Genomic DNA, 17,110 nt, shown 5'->3' on the forward strand with positions numbered 1-17,110 from the left:
GACCCGGTCCCGGGGTCCCGGGGATCAAGGCGGGCCGGATTCAGGAAAGCAAGCGGGCCGGGTCAGGCTCGGGAGACCGGGCCGGGTGCAGCCGGTACAGACGAACGGGCCGCGTCCAAGCAGCCCAAGAGGTCCAAGAGGCCCGAGAGGTTCAGAGAGCGGACGGCAGGATCCGGAGAGCGTCGTGTCAGGCCGGATAGGCGTGGGTCTGCGCCGCCTTGACGGCCGCCCAGACCGTGATCCCCGGCTGGAGCCCGAGTTCCGCCGCGGCGACGGTGGTCAGATCCGCGGCCAGCGGCAGCTCACCGGTGAGGTCGACACGGATCCGGTCCCCGTGTGTCTCCAAGCCCGCGACCTCGCACCGCCACAGATTGCGCGCACTCGCACCGCTGGGCCGCTCCCGGAACAGGGTGACGGCGGCGGGAGGGAACGCCACGAAGGCGGGGCCGGTCAGCACCTCCGTGCTGATGATCACGGGACCGGTGTCCAGCCGTACCGTATGCCCCTCGGCGACCCCCCGGTACAGGTTGAGGCCCACCAGCCGGGCGATGTAGTCCGTACGGGGCCGGCGCGCCACATCCGACGGGGTGCCCTCCTGGACCACCCGGCCGTGCTCCACGACCACCAGTCGGTCGGCGAGCACCATCGCGTCCAGCGGGTCATGGGTGACCAGCACCGCCACCGCCTCGAACTCGGCCAGATGGCGCCGCAGCCCGGCCCGTACCTCCAGCCGGGTGCGGGCGTCGAGCGCGGCGAGCGGCTCGTCCAGGAGCAGCAGCCGGGGCCGGGTGGCCAGTGCGCGGGCGAGCGCGACACGCTGCGCCTGGCCGCCGGAGAGCCGGCGCGGCCTGGCCCCGGCGTGGTCGGCCAGCCCCATGCGCTCCAGCCAGTTCGCGGCGACCGCCCGTGCCTCCGCCTTGGACGCGCCCCGGCAGCGGGGGCCGAAGGCCACATTGTCCAGCGCGGTCAGATGCGGGAAGAGCAGATAGTCCTGGAAGACGACGCCCACGGGGCGCGCCTCGGGCGGCGTACGGTCCAGCGCGGACCCGTCGAGCAGCAGACGGCCGTCGACGGCGAGCGGTACCAGCCCGGCCAGCGCGCGCAGTGCGGTGGTCTTCCCGGCGCCGTTGGGTCCCAGCAGCGCGACGACCTCTCCGGGCGCCGCGGTCAGTGTCACATCGAGCCGGAAGGAGCCGCGCTCGACCACGATCCGGGCGTCCAGGCCCGCAGTGCGCGCCACGGCCGGCTGGCGGCCGGTGGAGGTCTCCTCGAGGCGGGTCATGACGCCGCCGTCATCCAGCGGTCCCGGAGCCCCGCCAGGACCGCGATCGACACGGCCAGCAGTACCAGGCTCAGGGCGATCGCCGCCGCCGGGTCGTTCTGCAGCGCCAGATAGACGGCCAGCGGCATCGTCTGGGTGCGGCCGGGGAAGTTGCCCGCGAAGGTGATCGTCGCCCCGAACTCGCCGAGCGCCCGCGCCCAGGCCAGTACGGCCCCGGCCGCGATGCCCGGTGCGATCAGCGGCAGCGTGACCCGGCGGAACGCCGTGAACCGGGAGGCGCCGAGCGTCGTCGCGGCCTCCTCGTAGCGCGGATCGGCGGCCCGCAGCGTGCCCTCGACGCTGATGACGAGGAACGGCATCGCCACGAACGCCTCGGCCACCACGACCCCGGCGGTGGTGAACGGCAGTGTGATCCCGAACCAGGCGTCCAGCCACTGCCCGACGATGCCGTTGCGCCCGAGCGCCAGCAGCAGGGCCACACCGCCCACCACCGGCGGCAGCACCAGCGGCAGCGTCACCAGGGCCCGTACCAGGCCGCGTCCGGGAAAGTCCGTACGGGCCAGCAGCCAGGCCAGCGGCACGCCCAGCACCAGGCTCACCGCGGTGGCCGCGGTGGCGCTCAGCAGGGACAGCTGGAGCGCCTGCCACACCTCCGTGCTGGTCAGCTGGTGCGGCAGGTCCCGCCAGGGAGCCCGTGCCAGCAGGGCGATCAGCGGCAGCAGCAGAAACGCCAGGCCGATCACCGCAGGCAGAAGCAGGGGCAGCGGCACCCCCGGCCGCGGGACACGCCCGCGCCGCGGCCCGTCCACCCGGGGGCGGGCCGCGGTGTCGGAGGTGCCGGGCCGGGTCACGGCTCGAGGAACCCCGCCCCGGTCAGGACCTTGCTTCCCTCGGCGGACCGCACCAGCGCGATGAACGCCTTGGCCGCCTCAGGGTTGCCGGCGTCCTTGAGCAGGGCGATCGGATAGTCGTTGACGGCCTCGGCCGACTCGGGGAACTCCACGCCCTCCACCTTGTCACCGGCCGCCTGCACATCGGTCTTGTAGACGACCGCGGCGTCGGCCTCCTTCAGCTCCACCTTGGTCAGGGCGCTCTTGACGTCCTGCTCGTACGACACCGGGGTCAGCTTCAGACCGCTGGCGTCCAGCGCCTTCTGCGCGGCGGCTCCGCACGGCACGGTCTTGTCGCACAGGACGACCTTGAGACCGGACTTGGTGAGGTCCTTCAGGGAGGAGATCTTGTCCGGGTTGCCGGGCAGGGTGGCGATCTCCAGCTGGTTGCGCACAAAGGTGACCGGCGTGTCGGCCGTGTCCTTCGCATCCGTCACGATGGCCATCGTCTTGGGGCTGGCGGCGGCGAAGACATCGGCCGGCGCACCCCCGGTGATGCTTGCGGCGAGCGTGTCGCTGCCACCGAAGCTGAAGGTCACCGTGGTGCCCGGGTGCTGCTTCTCGAACGTCTGGCCGAGGGCCGTGAAGCTCTCCTTGAGGGAGGCGGCGGCGAAGACCGTGACCGTGCCGGACACCTTGGCGGAGGAGGGAGCCGAGGCCCCCGACGTCTCCTTGGAGCCGGAGTCGGACGAGCCGGAATCGGACGAGGAGGAGCAGGCGCTCAGGGCCAGCAGGCCGGCGGCCACCGCTCCGGTCAGCTGTAGTGTCCGGCGGCTCCGACGCTCGGAACGGGTCATCACGGGTCCACTCCCTCGGATCGGCCAGGAGGGATTCCCGAACCCCTCCGATATGCCGATCATACTGTTGCGGATGCTGGCCGGTAGGGCCTTTCGGCATGGCAGGAGCAGGGCCGGTTTTCTGGTCAGGGTGGCATCTGCGTTTGCTGGGGGCTGGGTGCTTCCTCACCGCTGCGGGGCGCGGTACGGAGCTGACGGATGGTCACACCGGGCACCGAAGGGCGCGCCGCCCGGACCCGTCCGCGTCGCCCGGACCCGTCCGGTGTCGCCCGGACCCGTCCGGCAGATCGGGCCCCGCCCGGTCGATCGGGCCCGTTCGCTCAGGCCCGGTCGATATGCACGTTCGTCGACTTCACCCGGGCGGTGGCCTCCATCCCGACCTCCAGGCCCAGTTCCTCCACGGCCTCCCTGGTCAGCAGGGACACCAGTCGGTGCGGCCCCGCCTGGATCTCCACCTGGGCGGCCACATCACCGAGCTTCACGGCGGTGACGATCCCCGGGAACGCATTGCGGACCGAGGTGTAGGACGGGGCGTCCTCCTCGTCCGCGCCGCCGCGGGCCAGTTCCACCGAGAACGCGGCCAGGTCCGCGCCGTCGATGACCCGGCGCCCGCCCTCGTCGCGGCGGGTGGCCACCCGGCCCGCGTCCGCCCACCGTCGCGCGGTGTCCGGGCTCACTCCCAGCAGACGGGCGGCCTGGCCGATTGTGTAGGACTGCATGGGCGCCACGATAGGCGCCCCGGGTGATCATGGGCGCACCTGGTGGCGGCCGAACACTCCGTCGGACCCGCACGTGGACACTTATGACGCCTGGACCCACGGAACCGCGGACGCACAGGGCGAGATGCGGGCGCGCGGAGGCACGAGACACGCGACGGACGGGCCCGAGGTCGAAACCGGCGTGGGCGACCGCGTCCGCATGGCAGGATCCCACGGCATGGGCGCGTCCTGGGCGGTGCGGAGTGTGCGCGCGGCGGTGTTCGCCGTCGTGTGCGTGCTGCTCGCCGCCGGGGGACACACGCTGGCCACCGGCTTCGCCCCACCGCTGTGGGTCGAAGCGGGCGGATTCCTGGCCGTGTTCACCGTCGGCACGGCGCTCGCCGCGCGCGAGCGCTCGCAGTTCGGTATCGGCGCCGCGATGCTCGTGGTGCAGGGCGGGCTCCACCTCGCCTTCGACGCGGCCGGCCCGCCGGACGCGCCGACGCACCCGGCGATGCACTCGCCGGGCCTGCCCACGGAAGCGCACGGCGCGGGCCCGCATGCGGCGATGTACAGCGAGGGCCTGCACGCGGCGATGCACATGATGGGCACGCCCATGACAGGCATGTCCATGGCGGCGATGCCTTCGGGCATGCCCCTGGCCGCCCCGTCGCACGGCATGTCCGCTCCCGCCGTCGTCGCGCATCTGGCCGCCGCCCTCGTCGCCTCCTGGTGTCTGCGGCGTGGCGAGGCCGCCCTGTGGTCGCTGCTGCGCAAGGCCGTCGCGTTCGTACCGGGCCTCGCCGCCTGGTGGCGTACGGCGGCACCGCTGCCGGGGTACGCCCTGCCGACCGGCCCCTTCGCCTCTCGGCGTCACCCCCTCCGGCAGACACTGCTGCGCCACGCCCTGTCCCGGCGCGGTCCGCCCCGAGCACCCCGTACCCGACCCACCCCCCCATATCGAGCACGAGTACGGAGCTTCCCCACCCATGTCCCCGATGCGTACCACCCTGCGCCGCGCCGGCACCGTCACCGCACTGGCCGCCGTGAGCGTCCTCGCCGCGGCGGGCGCGGCCTTCGCCCATGTCACCGTCCACCCGGAGAGCTACGCCAAGGGCTCCACCGACGGTGTGCTGACCTTCCGGGTGCCCAATGAGGCGGACACCGCCGCGACCACCAAGGTGCAGGTCTTCCTGCCCACCGACCACCCGATCCTGGGCGTGCTGGTCAGTCCGCAGGACGGCTGGACCGCGCAGATGACCACCACCAAGCTGAAGAAGCCGGTCAAGACGGACGACGGCACCGTCACGGACGCCGTCTCCGAGATCACCTGGACCGGCGGGCGCATCCGGCACGGCCAGTACCAGGACTTCCAGGTGGCCTTCGGTCAGCTCCCGGACGACACCGACCAGTTGACCTTCAAGACGTTGCAGACCTACTCCGACGGAAATGTCGTCCGCTGGATCGAGGAGACCCACAAGGGCGGTGACGAGCCCGAGAACCCGGCGCCCGTCCTCCGGCTCACCGCCGAGGGCACGGCCCAGGACAGCGGTACGGCGGCCTCCGCCCCCGCCGCGACGCAGGAGAAGTCCGGCGGTTCCACGGCGCAGGCCGCCTCCGGCAGCGACTCGACCGCCCGTGGGCTCGGGGTGGCCGGCCTGGTCGTGGGCGCCCTGGGCCTGGCCGCCGCGGGCTTCGCGCTCGCCCGCGGCCGTACCCGTCCGTCGACGTCGACACCCTCCTCCGAGTGACCGCACCCCGCCCCGCCGACGGCACCCTCCGTCGGCGGGGCGGGGGAGGGGCGGTCATGGCGCGGGTGCCGGCTCGCGTTCCAGTGGGACGTCCTGGCTCGACAGGGTCATGGGGGACGCGGTGAAGGCACGCACCCGGATGCGGGCGCCCTTCCCGGGGAGGACGAGCCGCCCGTCGGGTGACTGGAGCAGATAGGTGGCCCTCGCATGGCCGGCGACCGACGAGGGTCCGGCGAGCACCTTCCAGTAGCGGCTCATGCCTTGACCGGTGGTCACCATGAAGTGCGGTTGGAGGTCCGCGTCGCCGGTGTTGTGGACCCGTACCGTGAGCGTCCTGACCGTGAGGGCCGTCCGGGAGGCCGCGGTGGCCTTCATGCGCAGTGGCGGTCCCCCGGTCGCCGCCAGGGTCACGGCCGCCAGCGACGGGGCCAGCAGGGCCGCCGCCACCGCCGTACGGAAGCCCCGTCGTCCCTGCGGCAACCGGGGCTGCCAGGCGGTGGCGAAAGCTCCGGGCGGCACGGTGACGGCGGCGGCCAGCCACAGCGGCGTCATCAGCAGGTAGTAGCCGTCCTGAGAGCGGGTCGCGAGGAAGAAGGCGCACCAGGGCAGCACCGTCGCGGCCGGACCCAGCCGGCGCACGAACAGGACGAACACCGCCAGCAGGCCCGCCGTGAGCAGCATTCCCGCATGGGAGTACCAGACCACGCGGTCGCTGCCGTCGGTGAAGTACAGGGAGATGTCGACCAGGCCCTGGCCGTGGAGGACGGCCCCCTGGGTGAGCGGCAGCGCGATGCCCGAGAGCCAGGTGCGCGGCTCGCTCACCACGAAGTACGCGTTGATCAACAGCCAGGTGGCGGCGGCCGTACCGGCGATGCGTGCCACGGCCGCAGCGGCGCCGCGCGGCCCCAGCTCGCCGCGGCGCAGCGCATAGACCCCGGCGATCAGGAACGGCGTAAGGAACCACGGCAGTTGCTGGGAGGCGCAGGCGGCGCCCAGACAGGCCGCGCGCGCCCAGTCGGCCCGGCCGCCGGTGCCCATGCGGGTCCAGCGCACCACCACCGGGACCAGGAAGGCCAGTGCGACGACCGCCGGATAGCCGAGCCGGGCGTACGTCGGGACCAGGCCGAAGCCCAGACACACCAGCGTCGCCGCCGAACGCCACGGGACCGGCAGCAGCTTCCACATGACGATCGTGCCGAGGACCAGCGCGCTCGTGGTGACCAGGGCCGCCGGCAGCGCGCCATGGCCCAGCCACAGCAGTGGCGCGGTGAGCAGCATGGTCAGCGGTGGATAGCCGTAGGTGTAGTCGTAGCCGCCGGTCACCGTCGGGGTGTAGGCGATGTTGTGCCGGAACAGCCAGGGCCACGGCTGCCCGTACGTCGGCCGGCCGTGGAGCAGTTCCCGGGCCGCCTGGGTGGTGAGGGCCGACTCGTCGCTGAAGCCGTGCTTCACGGACAGGGCGCAGTAGACGAGCGCGACGGCCGTCACCAGCACGACGAGGTCGAGGCGGGCCAGCGACCGGGTGCCGCGCACCACCAGTGCCAGCACACCGGTGATCAGGATCGACGCGTAGCAGACGCAGACGACCGCGGCGATCGTCAACTGGTGGCCGGCCGCGGAGGTCCACACCCCGCGCGTCCCGATGAACAGGCTGATGTCCGCGAGCAGCGTCAGAACGCGATGCCACTGCGCGGCGTCCCGGTCCGGCTGGTCCCGCATCGTGGCCGGGCTCGCCGATCGGCTGACGGTCGCTGGTCCTGCTTCTGTCAACTGCACGACAGGGAAGGTAAAGGGGCCCGATGAAGGCCACCCGTCCGGACGTGAAGAGTCCGGTGTGAGGGTCGTAAGAAGCACCCGTACGGGTGGCTGTCTCCGGCTGTTCCGGGCCGGGCCGCCGCATGTCACACAGGTTCCCCCGCCGGTGACCGGACGGCTCGGTGCCTGGTCGTCCCGGGTCGCCCGGGAGAGCCGTACACACACGGTGGAGGATGTCGCGGTACGTGTCGCAGTTGGGCCGAACGGGTGACCATGCGTAAGAATTGGCCGATGCAGACGATGAGGGCGAGTCAGCGCGGGGAGGGCCGGTGAACAGCCACGATGTCACCGACGAACAGTGGGAGGGGCTTGCTCAGGTCGTTCCGCTGCGTGGCCGGGACGCCTGGCCGTCCGCGGTCGACCACCGCGCGACGCCCTATGCCGAGACCGAGACGCGACGCCGCCTGGTGGTGCTTCGGGTCAATGTGTTCGCGGACGCCCGTGAGGTGGCTCAGACACTGATGGCGGGGGTGCCCGTGCTGCTCGATCTGACGGGCGCCGAGACCGAGGTCGCCAAGCGGGTGCTGGACTTCAGCACGGGGGTGGTCTTCGGGCTCTCCTTCGGGATGCACCGGGTCGACCGCAATGTGTTTCTGCTGACGCCGAAGGGGACCGAGGTGCGTGCCCTGATGGAGGGGGCGGAGGCTCCGGGGATCTGAGGTCCGGCAGGGCGGCTTGCCGCGCGCTGCGGGCCGGTGGGGCCCCATGGCCGGAGGGTTGCGGGTGCCTCGGGGGGAGAGCGGGCGCGGTGACCGAGGTGCCGGGGGCCGTGGGGGCGGACGGACGGGCGGTGGTAGACCTGTGCCCGTGACGGAAGAAGAACCCGGACGGCGCGAGGGCCTGGATGTGGCGGGGTTGCAGCGGCGGCTCGCCGACTTCGCCGCGGCACGCGACTGGCAGCCGTACCACACGCCCAAGAACCTGGTGGCCGCGCTCAGCGTGGAGGCTTCCGAACTGGTCGAGATCTTCCAGTGGCTGACGCCGGATCAGTCCGCTCGGGTGATGGACGACCCCGGCACGGCGCACCGGGTGACCGACGAGGTGGCGGACGTGCTCGCGTATCTGCTCCAGCTGTGCGAGGTGCTGGGCATCGATGCGCTGTCGGCGCTGGATGCGAAGATCGACCGCAATGAGAAGAGGTTTCCGGTGCCGGGAGCGGAGTGAGCCGGAGCCGCCCCCGCACGGGGGCCGGGCCAGGCAACAGGAACCCGTTCCTCCGCTGTCACTCTCCGGAGTTATGGAGTTGTCCCAGTCTCCTTGGTTGTCCACAGATTTCGCCTCACCTCTGGCTTTTCGTCCCGAGTGCCTTCACTCTGGGTAGTGGACAACGGAGTTCGGGCAGACGTGCGGGAGTACGTCGGGACAGAGCGGGGGCAGCGCATGGACGCGGTGCGGCTCATCGTGACGAGCAGGCGCGCCCTGGCGGGGAGCGAGGACGGGCCGAGGATCATGACCGAAGCATGGCAGGCATATGCCTTGGCGCAGGCGATCGGAAGTCGGCTGGCGGTCTCCGGACCGCCTGAACTACGAGGCGAGGCACTGGGGTTGACGGAGCTGGCGGGCCGGGGCTGCGGCGTCCTGGACACGCCTCCGCTCGATGTGGCCGATCTGCGCGCCGCCCGGCTCACGGACCTGGGCGATGCCCGCAGGGCCCTCCTCGATCTCGCCACCCTGCTGGTGGAGTTGGGCATGGCGCTGGTGGCCGTGGCGAGCGCCGCGGCCGACGAAGGCACCTACTGGCAGTGCATGGAGGCCATAGACGCGGCGGACGAGTCCAGGGACCGGGTCAGGGAGATGCTGCGCAGAATGGCGGCGCGGGACGGGGAGATACGGGAGCGGCACCGGGCGGCGGGCTGAGGGCGTCCATGTCCGGTGAGGAGGGCGGGACCGGTGGGGCTGACAGGACGGACCGGCACCCGAACATGCAGGATGGAGGCATGGACCTTCGCATCTTCACCGAGCCCCAGCAGGGGGCGACCTACGACACCCTTCTCGCCGTCGCCAAGGCCACCGAGGACCTCGGCTTCGACGCCTTCTTCCGGTCGGACCACTATCTGAAGATGGGCGATGTCGACGGTCTGCCCGGCCCCACCGACGCCTGGATCACCCTGGCCGGCCTCGCCCGTGAGACCAAGCGCATCCGTCTCGGCACGCTGATGACCGCCGCCACCTTCCGTCTGCCCGGCGTCCTCGCCATCGAGGTCGCGCAGGTGGACCAGATGTCCGGCGGCCGTGTCGAGCTGGGACTGGGCGCGGGCTGGTACGAGGAGGAGCACAAGGCATACGGCATCCCCTTCCCGAAGGAGAAGTTCGGTCGCCTGGAGGAGCAGCTGGCGATCGTCACCGGACTGTGGGCGACCGAGGCCGGCAAGAGCTTCAGCTTCCACGGGAAGCACTACGACCTCACCGACTCGCCGGCCCTGCCCAAGCCCGCCCAGGCCAAGGTCCCGGTGCTCATCGGCGGTCTCGGAGCGTCCCGTACCCCGCGGCTGGCCGCGCAGTACGCCGACGAGTTCAATGTGCCGTTCGCGTCGATCGAGGACAGCGAGCGTCAGATCGGCCGGGTCCGTGCCGCCGCCGAGGAGGCCGGGCGGAGTGCGGACGCCCTGACGTACTCCAACGCGCTGGTGGTCTGCGTCGGCAGGGACGACCAGGAGGTGGCCCGTCGCGCGGCCGTGATCGGCCGTGAGGTCGACGAGCTGAAGGAGAACGGCCTGGCCGGCTCCCCGGCCGAGGTCGTGGACAAGATCGGCAGGTACGCGGAGGCCGGTTCCAGCCGTTTCTACCTCCAGATCCTCGATCTCCAGGACCTGGACCACCTGGAGCTGATCTCTTCTCAGGTCCAGTCCCAGCTGTCCTGATCCCTGCACGGCCGCGTCCCGCGTCGCCCCGTTCCCGCGGTTCTACAGTTCTGCGGTTCCGCGGTTCCGCGGGAACCTACCGGGACGCGGCCGGAGCGGGCACCTGCGCCCTGCACGGATGCCTGCACCCTGCGCAGAGGAGGGGGGCGAGGGGACCGGGGTGCGGTGCGAAAACTCCATGGCCACGCGGGGGCCGGCCCGTTGATACTCAGGCGTGTGTTTCTGACGATCTCCACCACAGGCGACGAGAAGAACCCTGCCACCGACCTGGGCTTTCTGCTGCACAAGCATCCCGGCCGCGCGCAGGAGTTCAGCACTTCCCACGGCATCGCGCATGTCTTCTACCCCGAGGCGGATGCCGAGCGCTGCACGGCGGCGCTGCTCCTGGAGGTCGATGCGGTGGCACTGGTCCGGCGCGGCAAGGGCAAGGCCCGGGGCGGAGCTCCCGACGCGGCACTCGGACGCTATGTCAACGACCGCCCCTACGCCGCCTCCTCCCTGCTGGCCGTGGCGCTGAGCGGTGTGTTCTCCAGCGCGATACGCGGAGTGTGCCGGGCCAGGCCCGAGCGTGCCCGGCAGCCGCTGCCGCTGCGCATCGAGGTGCCCGCGCTGCCCGCCCGGGGCGGTCCCGGCCTGGTAGGCCGGCTGTTCGAGCCGCTCGGCTGGACGGTGACCGCCGAACCGGTGCCGCTGGACACCGAGTTCCCCGAGTGGGGCGACTCGCGGTATCTCCGCCTGGTCCTGGAGTCCACCGCGCTGACGCTGGCCGAGGCCCTGCGCCACCTCTATGTCCTGCTCCCCGTCCTCGACGACGCCAAGCACTACTGGGTGTCCTCGGACGAGGTCGACAAGCTGCTGCGGGCCGGTGAGGGCTGGCTCGCCGGCCACCCGGAGCAGACGCTGATCACCAGCCGCTATCTCTCCCGCCGCTGGTCCCTGACCCGGCAGGCGACGGAGCGGCTCGAACTGGTCCGGCTGGCCGAGGCGGACGACAGCGAGGTCGAGGAGATCGACAACGCGGTCGAGGAGGAGACCGCCACGGAGGAGAAGCCCACCCCGCTCGCCGTGCGACGCCGGGCGGCGATCCTCACGGCGCTCGGCAGTGCCGCCGCCGCCCGGGTCCTGGACCTCGGCTGCGGACAGGGCCAGTTGGTGCAGGAACTGCTCAAGGACCCCCGGTTCACGGAGATCGTCGGTGTGGATGTGTCGATGCGCGCGCTCGGCATCGCCTCCCGACGGCTGAAACTGGACCGCATGGGCGAGCGGCAGGCCGCACGCGTCACCCTCCTCCAGAGCTCGCTCACCTACACCGACCAGCGGCTCGAGGGCTATGACGCCGCCGTGCTCAGCGAGGTCGTCGAGCATCTCGACCTGCCCCGCCTGCCCGCCCTGGAGTATGCGGTGTTCGGCGCTGCACGACCCCGCACGGTGCTCGTGACGACGCCGAACGTCGAGTACAACGTCCGCTGGGAGACCCTCCCGGCCGGACACACCCGCCACGGCGACCACCGCTTCGAGTGGACGCGCGAGGAGTTCCGCTCCTGGGCGGGCCAGGTGGCCGAACGGTACCGCTACACCGTCGAGTTCACCCCCGTGGGCCCCGACGACCCCGAGGTGGGGCCGCCCACCCAGATGGCCGTGTTCACCCGCATAGTGAAGGAGGAGAAGGCCGCATGACCGAGACCGAGGGACGCACCCTGCCCGTCACCGACCTCAGCCTCGTGGTGCTGATCGGTGCGTCGGGATCCGGCAAGTCCACCTTCGCCCGCCAGCACTTCAAGCCCACAGAGATCATCTCCTCGGACTTCTGCCGGGGCCTGGTCAGCGACGACGAGAACGACCAGAGCGCCACCCGGGACGCCTTCGACGTCCTGCACTACATCGCCGGCAAACGCCTGGCGGCCGGCCGCCGAACCGTCGTCGACGCCACCAGCGTGCAGCAGGACGCGCGCCGTCAGCTGATCGACCTGGCCAGGCAGCACGACGTACTGCCCATCGCGATCGTGCTCGACATACCGGAGGAGGTGTGCGCCGCACGCAACGCGGAACGCGCCGACCGGGCCGGCATGCCGCGCCGGGTGATCCAGCGCCACACCCGTGAACTGCGCCGCTCCCTCAGGCACCTGGAGCGGGAGGGCTTCCGCAAGGTGCACGTTCTGCGCGGGGTGGAGGAGACCGAGAGCGCGACCGTCGCCACCGAGAAGCGCTACAACGACCTGACCCACCTCACCGGCCCCTTCGACATCATCGGCGACGTCCATGGCTGCTCGGCCGAGCTGGAGGTGCTGCTGGGCAAGCTCGGATACGTCGACGGGACGCACCCGGAGGGCCGTACCGCCGTCTTCGTCGGCGACCTGGTGGACCGCGGCCCGGACAGCCCCGGGGTGCTGCGCCGGGTGATGTCCATGGTGGCGTCCGGGGACGCGCTCTGCGTGCCCGGCAACCACGAGAACAAGTACGGCCGTCATCTGCGCGGCCGCAAGGTGCAGCACACCCATGGGCTCGCCGAGACCATCGCGCAGATGGAGGGCGAGAGCGAGGAGTTCCGGCAGCGGGTACGGGAGTTCATCGACGGGCTGGTCAGCCACTACGTCCTCGACGGCGGCAGTCTGGTCGTCTGCCACGCAGGACTGCCGGAGAAGTACCACGGCCGCACCTCGGGCCGGGTCCGCTCGCACGCGCTGTACGGCGAGACCACGGGGGAGACCGACGAGTTCGGCCTGCCGGTGCGCTATCCGTGGGCGGAGGAGTACCGGGGCCGGGCGGCGGTGGTGTACGGGCACACCCCGGTGCCGAAGGCCGGCTGGCTCAACAACACCATCTGCCTGGACACCGGCGCGGTCTTCGGCGGCCGGCTGACCGCGCTGCGCTGGCCGGAGCGGGAACTGGTCGACGTACCGGCCGAGCGGGTCTGGTACGAGCCGCTCAAGCCGCTGGCCGACGAGGCGCCCGGCGGTCACGACTGCCGTCCGCCGGCACTCTCTGACGTCCACGGCCGCCGGGTGGTGGAGACCCGGCACGCGGGCCGGATCTCGGTGCGCGAGGAGAACGCCGCGGCGGCCCTGGAGGTCATGAGCCGTTTCGCGGTGGACCCGCGGCTGCTGCCGTATCTGCCGCCGACCATGGCGCCGACGGCCACCTCGGGCGTCGACGGCTATCTGGAGCACCCCTTCGAGGCCTTCGCGCAGTACCGGCAGGACGGGGTCACCCGGGTCGTGTGCGAGGAGAAGCACATGGGCTCGCGGGCGGTGGCCCTGGTGTGCCGGGACACGGACGCGGCACGCGACCGTTTCGGGGTCGACGGCCCGGCCGGAGCCCTGTACACCCGCACCGGCCGCCCCTTCTTCGACGACCCGGCGACGACCGAGGAGGTCCTCGGCCGGGTGCGGTCGGCGATCGGCGCCGCGGGCCTGTGGGAGGAGCTGGACACCGACTGGCTGCTGCTGGACGCCGAGCTGATGCCCTGGTCGCTGAAGTCCACCGGACTGCTGCGCACCCAGTACGCGGCGGTCGGAGCGGCGTCCGGGGCGGCGTTCCCGGGGGCGCTCGCCGCACTGGAGGGCGCGGCGGCGCGGGGCGTCGAGGTGGCCCCCCTGCTGGCACGCCAGCGTGAACGGGCGGCCGACGCGGCGGCGTTCACCGACGCCTACCGCCGCTACTGCTGGACCACGGACGGTCTGGACGGGGTGCGTCTGGCCCCCTTCCAGATCCTTGCCGCACGGGGCCGCAGCCTCGCCGCCGTCCCCCATGACGAGCAGCTCGCCCTGATCGACCGGCTGGTCGCGCACGACACCTCCGGGCTGCTGCGCTCGACGGAACGCCTGTTCGTCGACACCGGGGACCCGGAGTCGGTGCGGGCCGGGATCGACTGGTGGCTGGAGCTGACCGGGCGCGGCGGCGAGGGCATGGTGGTCAAGCCGGTCGGCGCGATGCGGCGCGACGGGCGGGACCGCCTGGTGCAGCCCGGCATCAAGTGCCGTGGCCGTGAGTATCTGAGGATCATCTACGGCCCCGAGTACACCCGACCGGAGAACCTCGCCCGGCTCCGCGGGAGGTTCCTGAACCACAAGCGCTCGCTGGCCCTGCGCGAGTACGCCCTCGGCCTGGAAGCCCTGGACCGCCTGGCGGAGGGCGAACCCCTGTGGCGGGTCCACGAGGCGGTCTTCGCGGTCCTGGCCCTGGAGTCGGAGCCGGTGGACCCCCGGCTGTGAGGGGAGCGGTCCGCGGTGCGGGTGCGGGGAATCCGGCCCCGCACCGCGGACCGGCGGGCCGTGGCCCTCCAGCGGACCGGCGGGACGTGCCCCCCCCCGTGGACCCGTGGACCCGTGGACCCGCCGGTCCTGCGGTCCCGCGGTCCCGTGGACTCGCGGTCCTGCGGTCCGTGGGACCTGCGTCCGGACCGTCCGCGCCCCGTCACCGGCGGGGCCCGGGCGCGGACCGGGCGGGGCGCGGACGGTCGGATCCGTACGGGTCAGGGCGATCGAAGGGTGAAGGTGCGTCCGAATGGTCAGGATGGAGGCATGGGATTCCATGTCGACTCCGAGGTCGGCCGCCTGCGCCGCGTCATCCTGCACCGGCCGGATCTCGAACTGAAAAGGCTCACCCCCAGCAACAAGGACGCCCTGCTCTTCGACGATGTGCTGTGGGTGCGCCGGGCGCGCGCGGAGCACGACGGGTTCGCCGATGTGCTGCGCGACCGCGGGGTCGTCGTCCATCTCTTCGGCGATCTGCTGACCGAGGCGCTGGAGATCGCGGCCGCCCGGTCCCTGGTCCTGGGCCGGGTCTTCGACGAGAAGGAGTACGGGCCGCTCGCCACCGATCACCTCCGTGCCGCCTTCGAGGCGCTGCCCTCGCCCGAGCTGGCCGAGGCCCTGGTCGGCGGCATGACCAAGCGGGAGTTCCTGGACGCCCATCCCGAGCCGACCTCCGTGCGGTTCCATGCGATGGAGCTCGACGACTTCCTGCTGCGGCCCCTCCCCAACCACCTCTTCACCCGCGACACCTCCGCCTGGATCTACGACGGCGTCTCCATCAACGCCATGCGCTGGCCCGCGCGGCAGCGCGAGACCGTCCACTTCGAGGCGATCTACCGGCACCACCCGCTGTTCCGGGACGAGGACTTCCAGGTCTGGTCCGAGGGGCAGTCGGACTATCCGTCCACCATCGAAGGCGGTGATGTGCTGGTCATCGGCAGCGGTGCGGTGCTGATCGGGATGAGCGAGCGGACCACCCCCCAGGCCGTGGAGATGCTCGCCCACAAGCTCTTCGCGGCCGGCTCGGCGCGGACCATCGTGGCGCTCGACATGCCCAAGCGGCGCGCCCTGATGCACCTCGACACCGTGATGACCATGGTCGACGGTGACACCTTCACCCAGTACGCGGGGCTCGGCATGCTCCGCTCGTACACCATCGAGCCCGGGTCGGGCGACAAGGAGCTGAAGGTCACCGACCATCCGCCGGAGCATATGCACCGGGCGATCGCCGCGGCGCTCGGCCTCAGCGAGATCCGTGTGCTCACCGCCACCCAGGATGTGCACGCGGCCGAGCGGGAGCAGTGGGACGACGGATGCAACGTCCTCGCGGTCGAGCCCGGTGTGGTGATCGCCTATGAACGCAACGCCACCACCAACACCCATCTGCGGAGACAGGGGATCGAGGTCATCGAGATCCCTGGGAGCGAGCTGGGGCGGGGGAGGGGCGGGCCCCGGTGCATGAGCTGCCCGGTGGAGCGGGACGCGATCCCGGTGCTCTCCGGGTGAGGTGCCGCGCCCTCCGGACAGGGTGCCGTATAGAAATGTGGAGGATCGTATAGACTTTCATTCGTCCCTATGTTCGCCTTCTGTTCTCGTACTCTGGAGCGCCCCATGGCGACAGTTCCGACCGCCCTCGCCGGACGCCACTTCCTCAAGGAGCTGGACTTCTCCGCCGAGGAGTTCCGTTCGCTGATCGAGCTGGCGGCCGAGCTGAAGGCGGCCAAGAAGGCCGGGGCCGAGACGCGGTATCTCACGGGCCGGAACATCGCCCTGGTCTTCGAGAAGACCTCGACCCGCACGCGCTGCGCCTTCGAGGTCGCCGCCGCCGACCAGGGCGCGCACACCACCTATCTGGACCCCGTGGGCTCACAGATCGGGCACAAGGAGTCGGTCAAGGACACCGCCCGTGTACTCGGCCGGATGTTCGACGCCATCGAGTACCGCGGGCACGGTCAGGGCGTCGTCGAGGAACTGGCCGCCCACGCCGGGGTGCCCGTCTACAACGGGCTCACCGACGAGTGGCACCCCACCCAGATGCTCGCCGATGTGCTCACGATGACCGAGCACAGCGACAAGCCGCTGACCGGGACGGCCTTCGCCTACCTGGGCGACGCCCGCTACAACATGGGCAACTCCTACCTGGTCACCGGCGCCCTGCTCGGCATGGACGTCCGTATCGTCGCGCCCCGGGTGCTCTGGCCGGACGACACCATCGTCGAGCTCGCCCAGCATCTCGCCGGTGCCTCCGGGGCCCGTGTCACGCTCACCGAGGACGTGAAGAAGGGCGTCCATGGCGCGGACTTCGTCGCCACCGACGTCTGGGTGTCCATGGGGGAGCCCAAGGAGGTCTGGGACGAGCGCATAGAGCTGCTCGGCCCCTACGCCGTGACCATGGACGTGCTGCGCGCCACCGGCAACGACAACGTGAAGTTCCTGCACTGCCTGCCGGCTTTCCACGACCTCGGCACGCACGTCGGCCGCGAGATCCACCGGCGCCATGGCCTGACCGAACTGGAGGTCACCGACGAGGTGTTCGAGTCCGAGCACTCCGTCGTCTTCGACGAGGCGGAGAACCGGATGCACACGATCAAGGCCGTCCTCGTCGCCACCCTCGCCCGACCGGCCCGCCCTTCCTGACCGGGCGCCGGTCGGGAACCTCCGTCACGACCACCGGCGGGCCCGGTACCACCCCTTCCGCGGCCCGTCGCGCGACACCCCCACCGCCCCTGACCAGGGGCACCCCACCGTCGCACCCGCACCATC

Annotated in this window: 15 protein-coding genes; 10 read left to right on the top strand and 5 right to left on the bottom strand. The window is 71.7% G+C overall.

Translation table 11 applies throughout. The annotated features are described in order from the left end of the window. Positions 1-187: 187 nt before the first annotated feature. The 4 genes from CP978_RS25840 to CP978_RS25855 all read right to left on the bottom strand — a co-directional run bounded on the left by CP978_RS25840 (position 188) and on the right by CP978_RS25855 (position 3,688). The gene (locus tag CP978_RS25840; RefSeq protein WP_043444738.1) at positions 188-1,282 is read right to left on the bottom strand and encodes an ABC transporter ATP-binding protein; all 1,095 of its coding nucleotides are present in this window, start codon (positions 1,280-1,282) and stop codon (positions 188-190) included. Further along, entirely contained in the window at positions 1,279-2,133 is an 855-nt protein-coding gene (gene modB, locus CP978_RS25845; protein ID WP_043444740.1) for a molybdate ABC transporter permease subunit, read from the bottom strand. Before modB ends, CP978_RS25840 begins: the two co-directional genes overlap by 4 nt. Then, the gene (gene modA, locus CP978_RS25850; RefSeq protein WP_079162318.1) at positions 2,130-2,969 is read right to left on the bottom strand and encodes a molybdate ABC transporter substrate-binding protein; all 840 of its coding nucleotides are present in this window, start codon (positions 2,967-2,969) and stop codon (positions 2,130-2,132) included. Before modA ends, modB begins: the two co-directional genes overlap by 4 nt. 320 nt (positions 2,970-3,289) lie before the next feature. Next, positions 3,290-3,688 (bottom strand): TOBE domain-containing protein, encoded by a 399-nt coding sequence (locus tag CP978_RS25855; RefSeq protein ID WP_043444744.1) that lies wholly within the window; start codon positions 3,686-3,688, stop codon positions 3,290-3,292. A gap of 199 nt (positions 3,689-3,887) precedes the next feature. Here CP978_RS25855 and CP978_RS25860 point away from each other — a divergent pair, with 199 nt between their 5' ends. Beyond that, the gene (locus CP978_RS25860) at positions 3,888-4,823 is read left to right on the top strand and encodes a hypothetical protein (RefSeq protein ID WP_227745447.1); all 936 of its coding nucleotides are present in this window, start codon (positions 3,888-3,890) and stop codon (positions 4,821-4,823) included. Next, positions 4,714-5,418: a YcnI family protein gene (locus CP978_RS25865; RefSeq protein WP_242647101.1), complete on the top strand. Its 705-nt coding sequence runs from the start codon at positions 4,714-4,716 to the stop codon at positions 5,416-5,418. Before CP978_RS25860 ends, CP978_RS25865 begins: the two co-directional genes overlap by 110 nt. Before the next feature lie 54 nt (positions 5,419-5,472). On the opposite strand, the gene CP978_RS25870 is transcribed toward CP978_RS25865, so the two are convergent. Then, positions 5,473-7,137, bottom strand: a complete 1,665-nt coding sequence (locus CP978_RS25870) for a membrane protein (protein WP_043444747.1) — start codon at positions 7,135-7,137, stop codon at positions 5,473-5,475. Positions 7,138-7,502: 365 nt separating this feature from the next. Here CP978_RS25870 and CP978_RS25875 point away from each other — a divergent pair, with 365 nt between their 5' ends. The 8 genes from CP978_RS25875 to argF all read left to right on the top strand — a co-directional run bounded on the left by CP978_RS25875 (position 7,503) and on the right by argF (position 16,984). Continuing rightward, on the top strand, positions 7,503-7,892 hold the full coding sequence (locus CP978_RS25875) for a cell division protein SepF (protein ID WP_043444749.1): 390 nt from the start codon (positions 7,503-7,505) through the stop codon (positions 7,890-7,892). 148 nt (positions 7,893-8,040) lie between these two features. Beyond that, a complete protein-coding gene (locus CP978_RS25880; protein ID WP_052454623.1) occupies positions 8,041-8,397 on the top strand; it encodes a nucleotide pyrophosphohydrolase in 357 nt (118 codons plus the stop codon). A 216-nt stretch (positions 8,398-8,613) separates the two neighbouring features. Continuing rightward, positions 8,614-9,090, top strand: a complete 477-nt coding sequence (locus tag CP978_RS25885; RefSeq protein ID WP_043449497.1) for a DUF6099 family protein — start codon at positions 8,614-8,616, stop codon at positions 9,088-9,090. 80 nt (positions 9,091-9,170) lie between these two features. Beyond that, a complete protein-coding gene (locus tag CP978_RS25890; RefSeq protein ID WP_043444752.1) occupies positions 9,171-10,094 on the top strand; it encodes an LLM class F420-dependent oxidoreductase in 924 nt (307 codons plus the stop codon). Positions 10,095-10,310: 216 nt separating this feature from the next. Continuing rightward, entirely contained in the window at positions 10,311-11,771 is a 1,461-nt protein-coding gene (locus tag CP978_RS25895) for a 3' terminal RNA ribose 2'-O-methyltransferase Hen1 (protein ID WP_043444754.1), read from the top strand. Beyond that, positions 11,768-14,305 (top strand): polynucleotide kinase-phosphatase, encoded by a 2,538-nt coding sequence (locus CP978_RS25900; RefSeq protein ID WP_043444756.1) that lies wholly within the window; start codon positions 11,768-11,770, stop codon positions 14,303-14,305. Before CP978_RS25895 ends, CP978_RS25900 begins: the two co-directional genes overlap by 4 nt. A 309-nt stretch (positions 14,306-14,614) precedes the next feature. Continuing rightward, a complete protein-coding gene (locus CP978_RS25905) occupies positions 14,615-15,853 on the top strand; it encodes an arginine deiminase (protein WP_043444758.1) in 1,239 nt (412 codons plus the stop codon). Positions 15,854-15,958: 105 nt separating this feature from the next. After that, entirely contained in the window at positions 15,959-16,984 is a 1,026-nt protein-coding gene (gene argF, locus CP978_RS25910; protein ID WP_043444760.1) for an ornithine carbamoyltransferase, read from the top strand. Positions 16,985-17,110 lie beyond the last annotated feature (126 nt).

Source organism: Streptomyces nodosus (assembly GCF_008704995.1).
In the GTDB taxonomy this organism is placed as follows: Bacteria; Actinomycetota; Actinomycetes; order Streptomycetales; family Streptomycetaceae; genus Streptomyces; species Streptomyces nodosus.